The 16,632-nt window shown below is 36.2% G+C and carries 15 protein-coding genes and 2 pseudogenes; 4 read left to right on the top strand and 13 right to left on the bottom strand.

Features of this window, described 5'->3' with window-relative positions:
- The 5 genes and pseudogenes from RV17_RS02590 to RV17_RS02610 all read right to left on the bottom strand — a co-directional run.
- Positions 1-208, bottom strand: a 208-nt coding sequence (locus RV17_RS02590) for a helix-turn-helix domain-containing protein (protein ID WP_143139917.1), incomplete at its 3' end; no start/stop codon positions are given.
- Positions 209-321: 113 nt separating this feature from the next.
- Positions 322-519, bottom strand: a pseudogene (locus RV17_RS02595) (phage holin).
- Between the two features lie 12 nt (positions 520-531).
- Positions 532-753, bottom strand: coding sequence for a hemolysin XhlA family protein (locus RV17_RS02600; RefSeq protein ID WP_071868435.1), 222 nt, complete (start codon positions 751-753; stop codon positions 532-534).
- Between the two features lie 54 nt (positions 754-807).
- A complete protein-coding gene (locus RV17_RS02605; protein WP_071868436.1) occupies positions 808-2,190 on the bottom strand; it encodes a DUF6270 domain-containing protein in 1,383 nt (460 codons plus the stop codon).
- 49 nt (positions 2,191-2,239) lie between these two features.
- A complete protein-coding gene (locus RV17_RS02610; protein WP_143139918.1) occupies positions 2,240-2,845 on the bottom strand; it encodes a hypothetical protein in 606 nt (201 codons plus the stop codon).
- Between the two features lie 54 nt (positions 2,846-2,899).
- On the opposite strand from RV17_RS02610, the pseudogene RV17_RS02615 reads away from it, so the two are divergent.
- Positions 2,900-3,312, top strand: a pseudogene (locus tag RV17_RS02615) (tyrosine-type recombinase/integrase); the annotation flags it as partial.
- A 64-nt stretch (positions 3,313-3,376) separates the two neighbouring features.
- Here the strand turns inward: RV17_RS02615 and lepA are convergent.
- Positions 3,377-5,212 carry a translation elongation factor 4 gene (gene lepA / locus RV17_RS02620; protein ID WP_071868438.1) on the bottom strand — a complete coding sequence of 612 codons (1,836 nt, stop codon included), beginning with the start codon at positions 5,210-5,212 and terminating at the stop codon, positions 3,377-3,379.
- A gap of 147 nt (positions 5,213-5,359) precedes the next feature.
- On the opposite strand from lepA, the gene RV17_RS02625 reads away from it, so the two are divergent.
- Genes RV17_RS02625 through RV17_RS02635 form a run of 3 tightly spaced genes read left to right on the top strand, consistent with a single transcriptional unit; the run spans position 5,360 to position 7,766 of the window.
- Positions 5,360-6,580 (top strand): GNAT family N-acetyltransferase, encoded by a 1,221-nt coding sequence (locus tag RV17_RS02625; protein WP_067481808.1) that lies wholly within the window; start codon positions 5,360-5,362, stop codon positions 6,578-6,580.
- A 26-nt stretch (positions 6,581-6,606) separates the two neighbouring features.
- Positions 6,607-7,098, top strand: coding sequence for a nucleoside 2-deoxyribosyltransferase (locus tag RV17_RS02630; RefSeq protein ID WP_071868439.1), 492 nt, complete (start codon positions 6,607-6,609; stop codon positions 7,096-7,098).
- Positions 7,095-7,766 (top strand): DUF2238 domain-containing protein, encoded by a 672-nt coding sequence (locus tag RV17_RS02635; RefSeq protein ID WP_071868440.1) that lies wholly within the window; start codon positions 7,095-7,097, stop codon positions 7,764-7,766. The genes RV17_RS02630 and RV17_RS02635 overlap by 4 nt, the downstream gene beginning before the upstream one ends.
- A 77-nt stretch (positions 7,767-7,843) precedes the next feature.
- On the opposite strand, the gene clpB is transcribed toward RV17_RS02635, so the two are convergent.
- The 7 genes from clpB to RV17_RS02670 all read right to left on the bottom strand — a co-directional run bounded on the left by clpB (position 7,844) and on the right by RV17_RS02670 (position 16,196).
- Positions 7,844-10,453 carry an ATP-dependent chaperone ClpB gene (gene clpB, locus RV17_RS02640; protein ID WP_071868441.1) on the bottom strand — a complete coding sequence of 870 codons (2,610 nt, stop codon included), beginning with the start codon at positions 10,451-10,453 and terminating at the stop codon, positions 7,844-7,846.
- A 172-nt stretch (positions 10,454-10,625) separates the two neighbouring features.
- Complete coding sequence (locus tag RV17_RS02645) at positions 10,626-11,684, bottom strand: lysylphosphatidylglycerol synthase transmembrane domain-containing protein (protein ID WP_071868442.1); 1,059 nt, start codon at positions 11,682-11,684, stop codon at positions 10,626-10,628.
- 10 nt (positions 11,685-11,694) lie between these two features.
- Positions 11,695-11,967 (bottom strand): DUF1294 domain-containing protein, encoded by a 273-nt coding sequence (locus RV17_RS02650; protein ID WP_067481798.1) that lies wholly within the window; start codon positions 11,965-11,967, stop codon positions 11,695-11,697.
- A gap of 61 nt (positions 11,968-12,028) precedes the next feature.
- Positions 12,029-12,925, bottom strand: a complete 897-nt coding sequence (locus RV17_RS02655) for a diacylglycerol/lipid kinase family protein (RefSeq protein ID WP_071868443.1) — start codon at positions 12,923-12,925, stop codon at positions 12,029-12,031.
- A 197-nt stretch (positions 12,926-13,122) separates the two neighbouring features.
- On the bottom strand, positions 13,123-14,361 hold the full coding sequence (gene pepT, locus RV17_RS02660) for a peptidase T (RefSeq protein WP_071868444.1): 1,239 nt from the start codon (positions 14,359-14,361) through the stop codon (positions 13,123-13,125).
- Positions 14,362-14,376: 15 nt separating this feature from the next.
- A complete protein-coding gene (locus tag RV17_RS02665; protein ID WP_071868445.1) occupies positions 14,377-15,498 on the bottom strand; it encodes a Nif3-like dinuclear metal center hexameric protein in 1,122 nt (373 codons plus the stop codon).
- The gene (locus RV17_RS02670) at positions 15,495-16,196 is read right to left on the bottom strand and encodes a tRNA (adenine(22)-N(1))-methyltransferase (protein WP_071868446.1); all 702 of its coding nucleotides are present in this window, start codon (positions 16,194-16,196) and stop codon (positions 15,495-15,497) included. The genes RV17_RS02665 and RV17_RS02670 overlap by 4 nt, the downstream gene beginning before the upstream one ends.
- Positions 16,197-16,632 lie beyond the last annotated feature (436 nt).

The raw sequence follows: 16,632 nt of genomic DNA on the forward strand, positions 1-16,632 counted from the left end.
AGATAGAGAGTTCTTGTTCTATGGGACGCCCCGAAGAAGCTTTTAAGCGATGAATTTCTCCGTTCAAATACCACTTCTTCCAAGTGTATATTGTTCCTCTTCCTGGGATATTGAATTCTTCTCGCAGAGAAGAAGGTGACTCTCCTTCCAATAAACGCTCAACAATTTGAATTTTTAATGTTTCTGGATAATAGTTATGCTTTGCCATTAGAAAAACACCTCCAAATTTATTTTACTAAATTTGAGGTGCTCTTTTTTAATTGTATCTAATTATAGTGTCAGTTCCGATCAAACAAAAATTTCTTTTTCATATAGTACCTCCTATTTATTCGGATTGTATGCCGAAACACCAGTAACAACACCTAAGAAAGTAGCAATCGCATTAATGGTTAAAACTGCCATGTCGGCTCCTTGCCAGCCCTATGCTTTCCCCAATGTTGCGACTAAAACAGAGGCTGCAGGTAATAGCGTCAGTACGCCCCATTTGATTACGTTGTAATATTTGTCTGGTAAAATCATAAAACTATCCTCCTATAATTTTGTTAAAAAATAGCCAATCATATAACCCCAAGACCATTTGTTATTAGCTTTCATTTCTCTAATATCATCAGCATTGTTCAAAGCAATAGAATAAGCTTTTTCAGCTTGATCTTTTGCAGTTTCTGCTTTTTCTCTTAGAGCTTCATAGTTATCAAGTTTAGTTTCAATACGAACCAAATGCTCGACAACATCTTGCACTGCCTCATCTTTCACTTACTCACCAACTTCCATAGAAAAAGACGTACTCAGTTGAGCACGTCTTAATTTTTATTCTATTATTTTTTTTATTTCAGTCATTTTATCTTTGTAGTATTCAGTTTCATAATGATTATAAGTCAAGCCGTCAGGAGATTTCGCTGAAGCCCTATACTTTCTATTATCTGTTTTCACGATATGGGCACGGGGAAATTCATTTTTTAAAATATTAAAAAATGCTTCTGAAATAATATTTTTATTTCTTATCTCAGATGATCGTTTAACAAATTTTTTAATTTGCTCTTTCTCATCAAAATACTCGGTTGCAAGTACAACATGATTCAAAATTAGTTTTTCCTCTGGCAGAATATTCAATATTTCTTTTCTGAATTCGTCTACTGCTTTTTTGAATAATTCATTATATTTTCCAAAACTATTTAGAGGAGCTAACGTTTGAAACTTTCTACCGTTTAAGAAGGATGTTTTATTCGAAACATAATTTGAAAATGTTACTATTTTATCACCTTCCAAGAAGCAAATACCTCTATCTATATCAGCGTAAATATCCAAAATTAAATAGTCTATGTCCAAGTTTTTAAGGTTGTAAAAAAATGAATTTTCAAGTTCATTTTTGACACTCGTTTGAACTGATTTTGGTTGATTCACAAAAATATCGTGGGAAAATTTTTCTACTTGCTTTTTTTGTGTAATAGCAATTAAAGATGATTGAAATTGTGTGCCTGTCACGTCAAAAAAATCTTTATAATTTTTATTGAAATACTCAGTTGACGTAAAAAGTCTTCTGCTATAACAAGAACCTAAAACGAATATCTTAGTTCGATATGTTGACTTAATTAGCGCTTCTCCAAAAACCCCTTTTGAGATATTGCTAGTTTCATCTTTAGGAGAGAATACACGATACGCGGCTTCATTTTCTCCAACAAAAAAGCTAGCTACTTGATTACTATTCGTAAAGAAATTATCTAAGTAATCTTTTTTTACACTGAAAGTAATTGTGTTATTTTTTATATTGCATTGTGTTAAAAGCATACTTAAATTCAGCATAGATGGATTACTATTTTCAATTGAGACAAACAAGTTGGTAACCGGTAATCTTGCTCGAGACAAATTAAAGTCAACTTGAAAAAGGTAAGAATCATCTTCAACAATAAATTTTTTTAAAACAAATCTGTTTTTAGATCTTATATATATTGATTTACTGCTAAACTTATTTTTATAAATTTTAGCTTCAAAAACACTACTTATGTCAAAATATTCGTTATTTGTATCTTTTATATCGTCTTCATCATCTTCAAAATCAAGAATATCTCCTTCTTTTAAGTTTTTTGTATTATTGATTTTTAAATGTCCATCAAAATATTCTATGTCAAAAGTATCACCATCATCGTGAAAAAAAACATTTTGAATTTTTCTTCTATACGCAACTTTTTTCAAAAAAACAACTCCTAAAAAATATATATTTACATTTTATCATACAAAATAATTAAGAGTTCGTTTCGTTAGAATATCTCCAACCATTTGCATCTGTACTCTCTCCTTTTGCTACTACGCCATCTATCAAAATACGATTTGCTGGCAATGTGTGTCCCGTATCACCATTTAGTCGATAGGCTTCTTGAATCGTGAATGAAGATGTAATTGGTTTATGAATAATCATAGTTCCTAAACTGACATATTTTGTTGGCATGTCCGGTATAGTACGAGAAAGAGCAGCAGAAAAACTGTAAGTTCCTGCCTGTGTTAATCCGGCTAACGTTGAGATGTCAGAAGAAGCAGTAACTGCTAAGCCTCCGGTCTGCTCCCAATCTGACCATGTAGGTGTACGATTTATATCGAAATTGACCGTAAATTTACGATTTGAGGTATCAGTAAGCTCAACAATCGCTCTCGAAGCTTTTCCATTGCTCGTCGAGCGGATGTAGACCCAGCCCGTCAACGTAGATGCTCCATAAGGCGTATTTTTGACGGTGTTTGCCGTAACAATGAAATAAAAACCTGCCGTAGTCAGATTCTGAATTGTCTCAAATAAATTTTTGTCTGTTCCAGACAGATCAATTTTAGAGCTTACGTTTGGTCTTGTAGATTGCAAAATGGAATACCCTAAAATTTCCATAAAGGGATTTTTTGTTTGCAACGGTCGGCTACCATCAAATCATCAAGAGCTATCCGTACCATTAGCACTGACGATATGCTCGTTGACGAACTAAAAAAAGCAAAAAAAGACAAATGGAAAATCGATTAAGATATGGAAATCATTACTATGAAAGTAATTTTGTATGCACAAAAGAAAACGGTGAACCAGTAACGCCAAATTCTATTAAATGGTCTGCAAGTAAAATAAAGAAAGATTTGAACATAAAGTTTAATTTCCACTCGCTATGTCATACACACGCAACCATGTTACTAGAAGATGATATAAAACCAAAAATTATTCAAGAACATCTGGGACACTCACGCATCTCAACCACTATGGATACCTACGCTCATGTTACAAAAAAAATGAAAAAAGATACTATAGATATATTTGAAACAATGTTAAAAGACAGTATGATTTAATTTTCCCCATACAGCCGTGGAAAAACGCAACAAAAAGGGTCTAGCCCAATGGCTAGACCCTTTGCTATTTCTTCGGCTCATCCTCATCCATTTTCAGAACAGCCATGAACGCTTCCTGAGGGACTTCGACACTACCGATTTGTTTCATTCGTTTCTTACCTTCTTTTTGTTTTTCAAGAAGCTTACGCTTACGAGAAACATCCCCACCGTAACATTTTGCTAAGACGTTTTTACGCAAAGCTTTAATGTCCGAACGAGCCACGATTTTTTGGCCAATTGCAGCCTGGATTGGGACTTCGAATTGTTGTCTTGGAATCAGTTTTTTCAGCTTTTCAACGATTGCTTTTCCACGTTCGTAGGCAAAGTCACGATGGACGATAAAGCCAAGTGCATCGACTTTCTCACCATTTAATAAGATGTCCATTTTCACTAGCTTGCTCTTTTGATAACCTGACATTTCATAATCAAGAGAGGCATAACCTTTCGTACTTGATTTTAATTTATCAAAGAAATCAAACACGATTTCAGACAATGGAATGTTATAAACAACATTCACACGATAATCATCTAGATAATCCATTGTAATAAATTCACCACGTTTGCGTTGCGACAATTCCATAACTGCGCCAACAAACTCATTAGGAACCATGATTTGTGCTTTTACAAAAGGTTCTTCAACATCTTGAATAGTGACAGGTTCTGGAAAGTCAGCCGGATTATCTACAACAATCGTTGAACCGTCTGTCTTGTTCACATGATAAATTACAGATGGCGCCGTTGTAATTAATTCTAAATTAAATTCACGTTCCAATCGTTCTTGCACTACATCCATGTGCAGCAATCCTAAAAAGCCGCAACGGAATCCAAAGCCAAGTGCTTGTGACGTTTCTGGCTCGAATTGTAACGCAGCATCGTTTAATTGCAGTTTTTCCAATGCTTCACGTAAATCATTATAACGAGAAGTTTCTATCGGGTACAAACCACAATAAACCATTGGATTCATTTTACGATAACCTGGAAGAGCTTCCTCAGCTGGATTGTCAGCAAGTGTAACGGTATCCCCAACACGCGTATCTTGCACAGTCTTGATGCTGGCAGTAATGTAACCTACATCGCCGACCATCAAATAATCTCTGGCAACTGCTTTCGGTGAAAAGACACCAACTTCTGTTACATCAAAAGTTTTCCCATTACTCATCATTTGAATTTTATCACCAGGTTTTACTACTCCGTCAGTGATCCGAACATTTAGAACGACACCACGATAACTGTCGTAAACAGAGTCAAAAATCAATGCTTTCAGCGGTGCTTCTAAGTTACCAGTCGGTGCAGGAACGTATGCTACGATTTGTTCAAGAATATCTTCAATCCCAATTCCAGCTTTCGCGCTAGCTAGTACAGCTTCACTGGCATCAATTCCGATTACATCTTCGATTTCTTTACGCACGCGTTCTGGATCTGCCGCAGGTAAATCAATTTTATTGATAACTGGTAAAATTTCCAAATCGTTGTCTAAAGCTAAATAAACATTGGCTAATGTTTGTGCTTCAATCCCTTGCGCTGCATCCACGACCAACACTGCCCCTTCACAGGCAGCCAAGCTTCGTGAAACTTCATAGGTGAAGTCGACGTGTCCCGGTGTGTCGATTAAATGGAAAATATATGTTTCTCCATTTTTTGCTGTATAGTTTAATTCAACTGCATTAAGTTTTATCGTGATACCACGTTCACGTTCGAGATCCATTGAGTCTAACAGCTGATCTTGCATTTCACGAGACGTCACAGTGTGCGTCATTTCTAAAATACGATCGGCCAACGTTGATTTTCCATGGTCGATGTGAGCAATAATCGAGAAATTACGAATTTGCTCTTGGCGGTGCTTCATTTTATTTATATCCATAGCGTCTCCTCTTTTCATTTAATCAGCACTTTCCATTATACCAACGAAATACAGGAATTTAAAGCCTTTTTCATTAGTGACCGTTTAGAAGTTTTTTTTCCTAAGTTTTGTTATACTTAAATCAATCAAATAAATGGAGATGAAAGAATGGATCAAAAAGATTTCAGAGAAAATCTTGAGTTAAAATCAGTTACGGAGGAAAACGTAGATCAATTTAACGAATTGTTGTCCTATGTTTTTCAAGTAACAGAGTCTGATATTGAGGAAAGTGGATTTGAAAGTAAACGAGAATTCATCAAATCAAAACGCCCTATCTTAGAACTATCCGAAGTATTTGGTTGGTTCTATGATAACCAATTGATTTCACAAATCGCTATCTACCCTTGTGAAGTCAACATTCATGGTACGCCTTATTTAATGGGTGGTGTCACAGGAGTCGGTACTTATCCAGAGTATGCGAACCACGGTTTAATGCAAGACTTGATTGTCGTTGCTTTAGATAATATGAGAAAAAAGAAACAATGGATTTCTTATCTTTACCCTTATAATATTCCGTATTATCGTCGTAAAGGTTGGGAAATCATGTCAGATAAACTTTCCTTTAAAATACGTGATACACAATTGCCTAAACAAGTTCCCGTTAACGGAATGGTTGAACGCTTACCAGTGGATCACGAAGATGTTTATGCTGTCTATGAAAAATTTGCACGTCAAAATCATGGCGCACTTTTTCGCAGTGGTTTTCACTGGGAAGAATATTGGCGCTTTGAAAATGAAGAAGAACGAACGGCTGCTGTCTACTATGGAGCCAATCAAGAACCACTTGGTGTCTTGTTCTATTGGGTTGCAGAAGAAGTATTTCATGTAAAAGAAATGTTTTATTTGAATCAAGAAGCACGCAACGGTCTATGGAATTTCATTTCTGCACATTTCTCTATGATTTATTGGGTAAAAGGTGACATTTATAAAAATGAACCACTGGCTTTCTTACTTGAAGACAGCCAAATTACGGAACAAATCGAACCTTACTTTATGGCAAGAATCGTTGATGTCAAAGAATTTTTACAAAAATTTCCTTTTGCTAGCACAGCAAAACCATTTCATTTCGTTTTGACAGATCCGATTGCACCTTGGAATAACGGCGTCTTTGGTTTGATTTGGGATGAAGAAGATCAAGTACAAATTCTTAATGAACCAATTGGTGAAGCTGTTTACTTGGATATCCAAACTTTGACTTGTTTGATGATGAATTATCGCCGAGCTGCGTACCTTTCTCGAATCGAACGAATCATAACTGATAAAGAAACTTTACGGTCACTTGAGCGAATCATTCCAGATACAGAAGCTTACTTTAGTGACTATTTCTAAAATATAAAATAAAGGATGAATACACAATGAACATTTATTTTGCTGGACCTATGTTCGCTAAAAGCGACCTTTTATATAACGCTAATCTTGTTGCTCAAATTCGTGAGATTTCACCAAAAATTACTGTTTATTTACCACAAGAAAATGAAGCAATCAATGACAAAATAGCTTACGCAGACAGTCAAATGATTGCATTGGCAGACACCGAAAAAGTCTTGGAAAGCCAATTGATGGTTGCTTTACTCGATGGATTAACGATTGATGCTGGAGTGGCATCTGAAATTGGTGTTGCTTATGCAAAAGGAATCCCTGTGATTGGTTTATACACAGATACTCGTCAACAAGGTGGAACACACCCTAAAAAAATTGCTGCTTTACAAGAAGTTGCAGAAAACCAATTTCATTATCTAAATCTTTATACTGTTGGGTTGATCAAATTGAATGGTGAAGTGGTCGCTTCAGAAACCGAATTATTGAAAAAAATTGAAGAATATTTATCTGAGGGGGCATCTCAATGATTATTAATGAGTTAAAAAAAGTACAAACTGCCCTACTGGCTTTTGGGGTATTTGTTGTTGGCTACAATATTTTTGAATTTGTTACGCAAAAATATTCTACTACGCAAGGAATCACATTTATCGTCGAGTCCTTAGCTGGTATCGTTTTGATTTTCTTACCACAAATTATTTTCAAACTATTTAAAATAAGAATTCCTGCTGCTATTGTTTTGTTTTATTGGTTTTTCCTTTTCATTTCTGTCTTTTTAGGAACAGGGTTACACTTGATTAGTATCATTCCTTTTTGGGACAAGATTCTTCATGCAGTTAGTCCAATGGTTCTGACAGCGTTAGGTTATGGTTTGATTGGTTATTTAATGAAAGATGCGCCGATTGAAAAAACCAGTCCTTGGTTATTTTTATTATTTGGTTTTGCTTTTGCTGGAACGTGTGGCGTTTTTTGGGAATTCTGGGAGTTCCTTTGCGATCAATTTTTAGGAATGAATTTACAAAGATTTGCAGCTTCAAATGGAACTTTATTTATTGGTCGAGCTGCGCTGATGGACACAATGGGTGATTTGTTTACGAATACAATGGGTGCCTTGTTCATGGGAATCTTTGCTTGGACGAACAGCCGAAAAAATTTGGCTTACTTCAAAAGTTATCGTTTAGAAAAAGCGAAGAAATAAATACTAACTTGCTTATTTGCACTGATACCATTAAAAAACACTTCAATCGAAATGATTGAAGTGTTTTTTTCATTCATTTATTCTTCTTCTGGCAATTCTTCTGTTGAAAATTGGAGTTTCCCAGCAAGAAAATCAATCGTAACTTTTGATTTTGGTAAAACATGACCTGCAACGATTTCTTTTGCTAAAGGTGTTTCCACTTCTTTCGTAATAAAACGTTTCAATGGACGTGCCCCGTAAGCTGGCTCGTAGGCAGTTTCTGCAATCCAAGTTCTTGCTGCTTCGCTGATTTCTAATTGAATCTCTTGATGTTCTAAACGACGAGCTAATTGAGCAACCATCTTGTTAACGATTCCCTTAACATTTTCCAAACTCAATGGTGTAAATAAAATCGTATCGTCAATTCTGTTCAAGAATTCTGGTTTAAAGTTTCCACGCAAAATGGTACGTACTTGTTCTTCCACTGCTTCTGGAATTGTTCCTTCTGCTGTTACACCTTCTAACAATAATTGTGAGCCAATGTTACTTGTCATAATCAACACAGTATTTTTAAAGTCGACCACTCGTCCTTTGGAATCTGTCAAGCGCCCATCATCTAACACTTGTAATAAAATATTAAAGACATCTGGGTGTGCTTTTTCGATTTCATCAAGTAAAACAATCGTATATGGATTGCGGCGAACAGCTTCAGTTAATTGACCGCCTTCTTCATAACCAACATAGCCTGGAGGAGCTCCAACTAACCGTGATACTGAATGTTTCTCCATGTATTCACTCATGTCAATTCGAACCATATGATCTTCAGAATCAAATAAGTTTTCTGCCAATGCTTTAGCTAACTCAGTCTTCCCTACCCCAGTTGGACCTAAGAATAAGAATGAGCCAAGTGGACGATTTGGATCTTGCAATCCAGCACGCGAACGAATAACTGCATCGCTTACGGCATCAACTGCTTCATCTTGCCCAATAACACGTTTATGCAATGTTTCATTTAGCTTGATTAGTTTTTCGCGTTCCCCTTCAACTAACTTAGTTACTGGAATACCTGTCAATCGACCGACAACTTGAGCAATTTCATTTTCAGTCACAGATTCTTGAACCATTTTGATATCATCATTTTTTGCTTTTGCTTCTAATTCTTTTAATTCTTTTTCTAGTTGAGGAATCGTTCCATGACGTAAGACAGCTGCACGTTCTAAATCATAATTATTTTCCGCATCTTCTAACTCATGTTTGGCTTTGTCGATTTCCGCACGCTTCGTTGAAACAGTATTGACTTCTTCTTTTTCTGTTTCCCATTGCATCTTCATTGCATTTGCTTCTTCACGTAAATCAGCTAGTTCTTCTTGTAGATTTTTCAAACGCTTTTTACTTGCATCATCTGATTCTTTTTTCAATGCTGCCTCTTCGATTTCTAATTGCATTAATCGACGAGTCACTTGGTCAAGTTCCGTAGGCATCGAATTCATTTCGACACGAATCGTAGCACTTGCTTCATCAATCAAATCGATTGCTTTATCTGGTAGAAAACGATCTGTTATATAACGATCTGATAAAGTAGCAGCTGCAACTAAAGCATTATCATGGATATTGACCCCATGGTGAATTTCAAATCGTTCTTTCAATCCACGTAAAATACTAATGGTATCTTCAACAGTTGGTTCCTTAACCAGTACTTTTTGGAAACGACGTTCCAAAGCTTTATCTTTTTCCATATATTGACGATATTCATCCAAAGTTGTTGCACCAATCAAATGCAATTCGCCACGAGCAAGCATTGGTTTTAGTAAATTTCCAGCATCCATACTGCCTTCTGTTTTTCCAGCACCCACGATATTATGGATTTCATCAATAAATAGGATAATTCTGCCTTCACTTTTTGTTACTTCTTTCAAAACAGCTTTCAATCGTTCTTCAAACTCACCACGGAATTTTGCACCCGCAATCAATGCCCCCATATCTAATGAAAAAATAGTTTTATCTTTCAAGTTTTCTGGAACATCTTTGCGAACGATTCGCTGTGCTAATCCTTCGACAATCGCTGTTTTACCAACCCCAGGTTCCCCAATCAAAACAGGATTATTCTTTGTTTTTCGTGAAAGAATTCGAACGACATCTCGAATTTCTTCATCACGTCCAATAATCGGATCCATTTTGCCACTACGGACTTGTTGCACTAAGTCAACACCGTATTTTTCTAATGCTTTGTATTGTTCTTCTTGATTTTTTGAGGTCACTTTTTCCCCTCCTCGCATATCTTCAATATTTTTTCGAAGTTCTTTTTCTGTAATTCCTTGTTTAACTAAATAAGTTGTTAAAGGATAATGTTTTAATTTCATCAATGCTAGGATAACGATTTCTGTTGATAAAAATTCATCTCCAAAGATTTCTTTTAATTGGTCTGCTTCATTTAACAAGCTAAATAAATTTTGGCTTAAATTTTGACCATACTGAATATTTCCACCTGAAACACTTGGATATTCATCTAGTAATCGGTCAACTTCGCGTTCAAATTGATCAACATCAACTCCCGCGTCCGTATAGAAATTTCGTCCAAAATGACTTGGTTGTAAAAAAATTTTCCAAAGATGCGCAATATCAATTTCTTGATGTTTTCGCGTCACAGCAACTTGCTGCGCTTCTGCAATCGCTTCTTGAAGCGTAGTTGTCATTTTTTCAATATTCATATAAACTACCTCCTATATTGAAAGTTCAAGGATGATTGTTTCTTACCCATCAATCCTACAAGAAACATTATACTCTTTTGGTCAACATTGGTCAAAAAATAAACTCTGACATTCAAAAAAAAAAATCTAAAAGTAAAAGAACAATTACTTCTGTTCTTCACTTCTAGATTTTTTACATTTCTTCTCGGCTAGACTCGCTGACTTTTTCTCGTCTAACTTCACTGATTTCTTTTTTGATAACTGCACGTCGTTCAACAAGGACATAGAACATGCCATAAATAAATGGTAAGACAAATGAACTAAAGCGATACAATAATAACGAAGATACCGCATCAACTGTTCCGACAAGTGGGCGGAACAATAACAAATAGACAAATTCAAAAGAACCGATACCACCTGGAGTCGGCAACACCCCCGCTAAAACCACAGCAAAACTAACAAAAGAAAAAGTTAGTAAGAAGTCCACTGATGGGTGATTCTCAACTAAAGTCAGATAAGGAATGATGTACCAGAAGAGTAGCTTGACTAAATTCCAAAAATAAATCCAGCCCAGTGCTGTTCGATCTTTTACGATTGTCTGCACTGTTTCGCGTAACGAATAAATTTGGATATTCCAATTATCAACTAGTGCTCGTGTCTTGTTTCGTTTACACAGTCGATTAGCTATTTTTACAAAAAATACTTGAACATTGATACTCATTGATAAAACTAACAAGGCACTCACAATAACAATTGTTAAAATGATCCCTGCTAAAATAAAAGGAATCATTTTTGGCGCTTTTGTATAAAACAATGAAAACTGAATCAGTAAACCAATTATCGCGTACGTAATTACCGCCATCTTGTACATAATCATGTGTAAAGCTGTTACCCCTACGCCTTGCGAAAACCTCATTCCTTTTTTGTTATAAAAGTAGACTTCAGAAATCAGGGTTCCTGTACCAAAAGAAACAATTCGATAAAATGCAACGTAGCAGGAAGTCCAAAAGCCATCCTTTGTTGAAAACTCTGGAGCAAAAGGTTTCGCAATTTCTTTAATGGAACGGCCTTCCGCGATCTGGTAAATCGTTCCCAGCAAAAGAACACCAAGCAATACAACAAGACTTGTTGATAATAATTCTGCTAAAATATCCGCTAAAGAATGCTGAATCAAATAGTAAATGATACCGAGAATCAACAAGAATAATAGCAAGTTTAAAAATAATTTCGTTTTTGTTCGTTTATTCGACATCCGTTACTCCTTAATGGAAAAAATAAATCAAAATCACATCAACAATCACGCCGACAGTAAAGCCAATCGTGAATTTTTTCTTTAATGTCTTGTGGTGAAAAACTTTGCGAGCAATCAATCCACCTAGACCACCGCCAAGCAGGCTAACAAAAATCAAATTGCTCTCAGGAACGCGCCATGCACCAACTCTTGCTTGGTGTTTATCATAGCCCATCAGACAAAACAAATACAAATTAACAATAATCAAATAGAACCATAAAGGGTTGTGTATCAAAACTTCCATCTTTTCTCCTTTTCAAATCGTACTTTTTAAGATTACCCTAAACTACTATTGAATGTAAAGACTATTTATTTTTTGGTACATAAACAACCAACCCTTTTGGTATTACTGTCATTTTAATTGGTAGATTATCTGTCGTTTCTCCATCTGTTCGAGTGCCCACTTTCTTTTCACTGGCCAGTCGCAATTCACTTGTTGTATAGTAATCAATTCCCGGAACAGTATAAAATTTTCCTCGTAGAATACGAGGTAAGTAAAAGACGTAAGAAAAGAAGTTCAATTTTGGAATGATTGTTACATGGAATTTCCCATCATCAGGACTTGCTAAATCATCAAAATTTGTATACCCACCTACTGAGTTCGTCATGGTAACAGTTAGTAGCTGAGCTTTTTGCTCCCACTTTTTATCATCCGTTTGAATCGTTAAACGATAGCGACGTTTTTGCACGACCAGTTTAATGAATCGTTTAGCAAATGCCCAAGGCCCAAATTTTTGCTTTTCTTCTTGGCTCACACGCATTGCTGTATCAGCCAGTAACCCAACCGTTAACGTTGAAATAATGACTGAATCATTGACTGTTCCATAATCTATGGCTTTCGTCTGTGCAGTTAAAATGACATCTGCTGCTGCCTTTTTTTCTAAAGGAATTTCCAATACGCGAGCAAGATTGTTTACCGTGCCTCCTGGCAACAAACCAATGTGATAATTTTCAATCGTCTTTTGAAAGGCTTTAACGATATGATGAATCGTTCCATCGCCGCCAATGATAATCAACGTATCTGCATCAAAAGATTCAGCTTTTTCAATCAGCGTTTCATCACGAATTTCAGGTCCTGTTTGAGTTAATTGAATCTCTAAGTCTGGTTGCTTATTCTTCGCATATTGTTGAAACCATTTAGCCAACTTCTCTCCTTCATCTTTTCCTGAACTTTTGTTATAAAATACTAGTAGTTTTTTCATAGTTATCGCCACCTTCTACCCTATTTTACTTTTTTTTGCCAAAAATGAAAAAAATTGAGATCATTGTTTTGATTTTTATTAAAAAATTGAAAGAAAGTGTCCGCAACAAACACGTATAAAAAAGTTGGGGCAAATGATTTACTCACTTGCCCCAACTTTTTAGGTTTACTTTGATAAATTCAATTCACATCATCAAATTACTTTTTATCTTTCGCATTCAACTCAGCAATTTTTACAATCACATCAGTTGCTTTTTCCATTACTTGCAACGAAACAAATTCAAAGCGCCCGTGCATGTTTTCGCCACCAGCAAAAATGTTTGGTGTTGGAATACCCATATAAGAAATTTTTGAGCCATCTGTTCCACCACGAACGGGTTCAATCACAGGTTTGATGTCTAGATCAAGCATTGCTTGTTTAGCTAGTTCAACAATGCTCATATCTTTTTCGATGATTTCTTTCATATTGTAATATTGATCAAACATGTCAACCTTGATTCGTTCTTGGTCAAATGCTTGATTCATTTTTTCTTGGATACTTGAAATCAACGCTTTACGTGCTTCAAATTTTTCACGATTGTGATCGCGAATAATATAACTCATTGTGGCTTCTTCTGGGTTACCTGTTAATGTCATTAAATGGAAGAAACCTTCATATCCTTCTGTTTTTTCAGGAACTTCATCTGCAGGAAGCTGGTTGTGAAAATCAATAGCTAATTGTAACGCATTAATCATTGTATCTTTCGCTGTTCCAGGGTGAACATTTTTCCCAAGAATCGTTAAATTGGCTTGCGCTGCGCTAAATGTTTCATACTGCAACTCACCTAGTGGGCCTCCGTCAATTGTATAAGCAAAGTCCACATTAAATTGGTCAACATCAAACTTGTCTGCACCGACACCAATTTCTTCGTCAGGACCAAACGCCACTTTGATTTCACCATGTGGAATCGTTGGATTTTTAAGCAAGATTTCCATTGCAGTCATGATTTCGGCAATTCCTGCTTTGTCATCTGCACCAAGTAATGTACTACCATCTGTTGTAATGAGTGTTTGTCCTTCATAATTTTTCAAGTTAGGAAAATCTTTGGTATTCAACGTGTATCGTCCTGCTTCGTCCAAAACAATTGTTGATTCACCATCATAATTTTCAATGATTTGTGGATTAACACCAACTGCATTGAAATCTGCTGTGTCCATATGGGAAATAAAGCCTATTGAACGAACAGGATAGTCTACATTACTTGGTAAAGTTCCCATTACAAATCCATTTTCCTCATTGTAAAAAACATCAGATAATCCTAGTTCTTCTAATTCTTTTTTGAGCTCTTGCGCAAAAGCGATTTGTGTAGCTGTTGAAGGTGTCGTTGTGCTTGTCGCATCTGAGCGTGTTTCAGTTTTCACATATTTTAAAAAACGTGGTAAAAGGTTTTCATACATAATATCTGCCCCTTTTTAATGAAATTGGAATGGATTGGTATTCGTTTCAGAAACAAAAAAATCAAGATCCCATTGTTCTTCTTGTTTCCAAGATTCAAACTTTTCAACAAATTTTTCTTTGCATAATGACTCGATATAATGACCAGGATCAATCGCAATCAGACCTGCGCTTTGCATGTCTTGTGCTGTATGATAATAGAGATCACCTGTAATGTAAACATCTGCGCCTTGCTTCAACGCAGAAGGATAAAACTTTTCACCACTTCCACCGCAAATCGCAATTCGTTGAACTCTTGGCTCAGTTAGTTGTGACGGTACAACCACACGTAAGTCATCGACTTGAAGTGCTATTTTGACTTTTTCAATGAATGTTGTTAGGTCTAACTGTTTTGGCAATGTTCCGACACGTCCTAATCCAAAACTTTGTGCTGGTGCATCAATCGAAAACAAATCATAAGCGATTTCTTCGTATGGATGATTCTCTCTCATTACTTGAAGAATAGTTTTCTCTATTGTTTCTGGAAAAACCACTTCCACTTTTGCTTCTTGCACTTTTTCTGCTTTACCAGACGTTCCAATCGCTGGATGCGCTTGTTGGGAAGGAGTAAAACGACCTTGCCCCACGGAGGTAAAACTTGCGCCTGAATACTCACCTAGTTGGCCTGCGCCTGCATTTGCAAGCGCTTCACGCATGATTGTCGCATCCTCAACAGGTAAATAAACTGCTAATTTTTTATACCCTACTTCATGTGTTTTCACTAAATAGTTCTCGACTTGAACACCTAGTCGCTCACAAAACCAGTCATTTAACCCGTCCCAGATAATATCCATATTTGTATGTGCAGCGTAAACAGCAATATCATGTTTCAATAAATCTGTATACATTTTTTCTTGCGGTTCATCCGTAGTCAACTGCTTTATTGGACGAAAAATCGGTGGATGCTTGGCAATCAGTAAGTCGATTTTTTTAGCAATTGCTTCTTCGACTACTTCAGGACGAACATCTAACGTCATCATGACTCTTTGAATTGGTTTATTCAATGTGCCGATTTGTAGCCCGACTGGATCTCCTTCTTCTGCGAGCCATTGTGGACAATACTGTTCAAAGCGATTAATGAACGTTTGTGCATTAATCATCCTAACACCTCCTGAATCTGTTTGATTTCAGTTTCAAATTTTTGTTGGCGTTCGCTGATTTTATCTCCTTTATTTGCTTCAATCATTTGCTGAACGATTGCTTCGCGCTGTGCAAGCTCTCTTTGCCATTTTACTTGGAAAATCTCACTCTTCATTTGTCGTAAAATAGGTCCAAACATCAAATCTTCTGGAGAATAAATTACTGGACTAGCAGCTTTTTCCGCTACAATAATCTCGTAGATTTTTTTATTTTCTTCCAAAATAACTTCTTCAATAATCTGATATTGGTTTTCTTGTAACCAGACACGAAGCGTGCGCTCACCAATATTTGGTTGAAGGATCAAGCGTTCTTTTTGATTTAGGCGTGTTTTCCCTGCTTCTAAAATATCACGAATCAATGCGCCGCCCATGCCAGCAATCGTGATAGCATTAATTTCATCTGATGGTTCAATTGCTGCCAAACCATTCGCCAAACGAACAACAATGCGCTCTTCCAAGCCATCTTTTCTCACTTGTTTTTGTGCGGACTCAAATGGACCTTTCACCACTTCACCAGCAACTGCAAACTCAATTTTTCCTTTTAACATCAAAGCAACCGGTAAATAGGCGTGATCTGAGCCAATATCCGCTAAACGAGCTTTTGCAGGGACAAACTCTCCTACAGTAGCTAGGCGTTGCGACAACTCTAAATGGTTCATAACTTCACTCCTTTTCCAATCATTATAGCATTTCCTCTATAAAATAAGGAGAGAGATGTGACAGAAAATCCTTTTTTCCACCAGACCAACCCGATTACTTCTAGGTAAAATGAATGTAAATAAATGGTAATGTGGCATCACCTAAAACAAAACCAACAATAATTACCAGCAAATAGGTTTTCATTGGACGAAAACACTGAGTGATTCCTCTTTAGATCGCGTTTTGCGTGTTAAGAAGATTGCTAGTTTTTTGGCTCTTAGCTATTTCCTCTTGGTGGTATCGTCTTCCTTGAAAGTGATAGATCAATTCACCAAGAACCAGACTGTAAATTGATTTTTCTACATACCTAACTTCAAATTTTTTGTTCCGAATTCCTAAATAAGATAAATAACCAGAAAGAATTAGAAAAAAAGAGTAAACTGTGGCAGGAGCATT

This window comes from Enterococcus thailandicus (genome assembly GCF_001886265.1).
GTDB lineage: Bacteria > Bacillota > Bacilli > Lactobacillales > Enterococcaceae > Enterococcus_B > Enterococcus_B thailandicus.

Coding starts and splice junctions, on each gene's coding strand:
- RV17_RS02655 (WP_071868443.1), bottom strand. CDS start 12,925: ATGAAAAAACTACTAGTATTTTATAACAAAAGTTCAGGAAAAGATGAA.
- lepA (WP_071868438.1), bottom strand. CDS start 5,212: ATGGATATAAATAAAATGAAGCACCGCCAAGAGCAAATTCGTAATTTC.
- RV17_RS02670 (WP_071868446.1), bottom strand. CDS start 16,196: ATGAACCATTTAGAGTTGTCGCAACGCCTAGCTACTGTAGGAGAGTTT.
- RV17_RS02645 (WP_071868442.1), bottom strand. CDS start 11,684: ATGTCGAATAAACGAACAAAAACGAAATTATTTTTAAACTTGCTATTA.
- RV17_RS02665 (WP_071868445.1), bottom strand. CDS start 15,498: ATGATTAATGCACAAACGTTCATTAATCGCTTTGAACAGTATTGTCCA.
- RV17_RS02625 (WP_067481808.1), top strand. CDS start 5,360: ATGGATCAAAAAGATTTCAGAGAAAATCTTGAGTTAAAATCAGTTACG.
- clpB (WP_071868441.1), bottom strand. CDS start 10,453: ATGAATATTGAAAAAATGACAACTACGCTTCAAGAAGCGATTGCAGAA.
- pepT (WP_071868444.1), bottom strand. CDS start 14,361: ATGTATGAAAACCTTTTACCACGTTTTTTAAAATATGTGAAAACTGAA.
- RV17_RS02650 (WP_067481798.1), bottom strand. CDS start 11,967: ATGGAAGTTTTGATACACAACCCTTTATGGTTCTATTTGATTATTGTT.
- RV17_RS02635 (WP_071868440.1), top strand. CDS start 7,095: ATGATTATTAATGAGTTAAAAAAAGTACAAACTGCCCTACTGGCTTTT.
- RV17_RS02630 (WP_071868439.1), top strand. CDS start 6,607: ATGAACATTTATTTTGCTGGACCTATGTTCGCTAAAAGCGACCTTTTA.